Genomic DNA, 2,367 nt, shown 5'->3' with positions numbered 1-2,367 from the left:
CTGCTCAAACGATCGCGCTAGGAACGAAAATACGAATGGGCTTTTAAGACAATACTTTCCCCAAAAGACTCGTTTTGATACAATTTCTGAAGAGCAGTTACAAAGGGCTGTTCAAGATTTAAATAATAGACCTAGGAAAACACTTAATTACAGAACTCCGGCCGAAGTCTTTTTTCAGGAAGGGGTTGCAATTCGAGTTTGAACCTGCGTAAGTTGAATGGCATTTATAGGCTGTTTTATGATGGATGTACGGGTCAGAAAATACACTACACCGAAACACCGAGGTGTAGCGAGGTTTTAGAGAGGAATTAAAGTATATGCCGCAACTCATCATCGAACAGCCCGGCGAAGCCGCCATGACCATTCCCTTGGCGGAAAAACCGCTGCGTCTGGGGCGTGCTGAAGATAATGATGTGGTATTGGCGGCTGAGGAAGTCTCCCGTTATCATGCGCGCATCTGGCGGTCAGGCACGCGCACCATGATCATGGACTTAAACAGCCTCAACGGAACCTATGTAAATCGTCAACGAATAAAAGAACAGTTTCTGAAGCATCTGGACGAAATTCGGCTCGGCAGCAAATGTATTCTCCAATACCGCAATGACACCCGTTACGGATCGATCAATGCAGCTTCCGAAGTGGAGGAGGAAAAAGACCGCAGCGACCTTGAAACATCGATCAACACAATTCGCCAAGAAATGGATCGTATCAGCAAACATATAACGCTGATAGGCGGCAAAGCCTCTGCCCCAGTTGTGCCATCAACCACGGAAAGTCAGGCGAATCTAAAAGCGGAACCCGCTGAGTTGGTGCGCATCAGCAGAGCGTACCGACGCCTTGAAGCGTTGCACAAGGCGAGCATGGTCATGGCATCAGATTTTGATCTGAAAACCCGATTAACAGAAACGCTGACCATTATCATGGATGCACTCCGAGCGAAACGGGGTTTTGTTTTATTACAACATGAAAAAAACGGTAATCTGCAAGCCGCTGCAACCCGTCATATTGATAAAGAACTGACAGCGAATTCTTTGAGCATGGGCATTGCCGGCCGCGCGGCCATTGATGGAACCCCCGTCTTGATCGCTGACGTGAGCAAGGTGGGAGATATCGAAAAGCAACGGGGCTCCGATCAAGAAACGATTACGAGCGCCATGGGCGTCCCTTTGAGAACCAATCAAAAATTACTGGGTTCAATCTATGTAGACACCGATTCAAGACAAGGCCTTTTCACGACTGACGATCTAGAACTCTTCTCTTCCCTTGCCGCCCAGGCAGCCCTCGCCATTGACAATGTACGGCTTCACAATCGGGTAATAGAATCAGAAAAGAAACGGATCAGTTTGGCGCGTTTTCTGCCTAGCCCCCTTGTAGATAAAATTATGACTGAAGCGGAAGCCTTGTCGTTGGGCAGCAAAAAAACACGGGCAACCACCTTGTTTTGTGATATACGAGGAAGCTCAAAAATCGCGGAAGAACTGGATCCGCAAAGCCTTGTTATGCTGCTCAACGAACATTTCACGGCCATGACAGAGGTACTCTTCGCCCATTCAGGTACACTGGATAAATATATGGGCGACGAATTTATGGCTATATTCGGCGCGCCCGTGCCCTGCAGTGATGATGCGTGGCGCGCTGTTTGTACGGCCCTTGAAATGCAACAAAAGAATAGAGAATTGAATCTCAAACGAGAAGCAGAAAGACGCCCTTGCTTTGAGATTGGGATCGGTATTGATTCCGGCGAAGTAGTCGCCGGTTTTATAGGCTCACCGCGGCATATGGATTACACGGTGGTCGGCGATCATGTGAACACGGCAAAACGTTTTTGTGAAATGGCCGATCCCGGAAAAGTGGTCATAGGTCAGGAAACATGGAAGGCCGTGAGTGACCGTGTGAAAACCCAATCTTTAGGTACCTTGATTTTAAAAGGAAAACAACGTACCGTATACGCCTACGAAGTGACTGGTTTGCGTGTCGAACCAACAGAACCGAAGGGGCAACCCGCTTAAGGAGTTTCTAACTTTGCGAATTATGATTACCGGCGGCGGTACGGGCGGACACACCTCCCCCGGCCTCGCTGTTATTGAAGAGCTGCGACGCAGAGACCCGCAATTGCTGCTGCAGTGGATTGGTAAGCGCGGCGGTATGGAAGAGAAAGCCGCGCAAACAAATGGCGTACCATTTCGAAGCTTACCGATAGAAGGATGGACACGGAAAAAATCACCGCGCATGCTTTGGACGGGCATGAAACTCAGCTATTCCATTTTACGGGCTTGGTTTTATCTTAAAGTCTTTCAGCCCCAGGCGGTCTTTGGTCTGGGCGGTTATGTGAGTCTGCCCACTTTGTGGATGGCACAGCGCATGGGT

General features: G+C 48.9%; 2 protein-coding genes. Both read left to right on the top strand.

From position 1 onward, the window contains the following. Positions 1 to 317: 317 nt before the first annotated feature. Positions 318 to 2,009: an FHA domain-containing protein gene (locus GX117_14020; GenBank protein ID NLO34447.1), complete on the top strand. Its 1,692-nt coding sequence runs from the start codon at positions 318 to 320 to the stop codon at positions 2,007 to 2,009. A 13-nt stretch (positions 2,010 to 2,022) separates the two neighbouring features. After that, positions 2,023 to 2,367, top strand: a 345-nt coding sequence (locus GX117_14015) for an undecaprenyldiphospho-muramoylpentapeptide beta-N-acetylglucosaminyltransferase (protein ID NLO34446.1), incomplete at its 3' end; no start/stop codon positions are given.

It is taken from the genome of Candidatus Hydrogenedentota bacterium, assembly GCA_012523015.1.
Classification (GTDB): domain Bacteria; phylum Hydrogenedentota; class Hydrogenedentia; order Hydrogenedentales; family CAITNO01; genus JAAYBJ01.
Note: the sequence above shows the minus strand (reverse complement) of the source record. Positions and strands in the feature narration are given on the sequence as shown.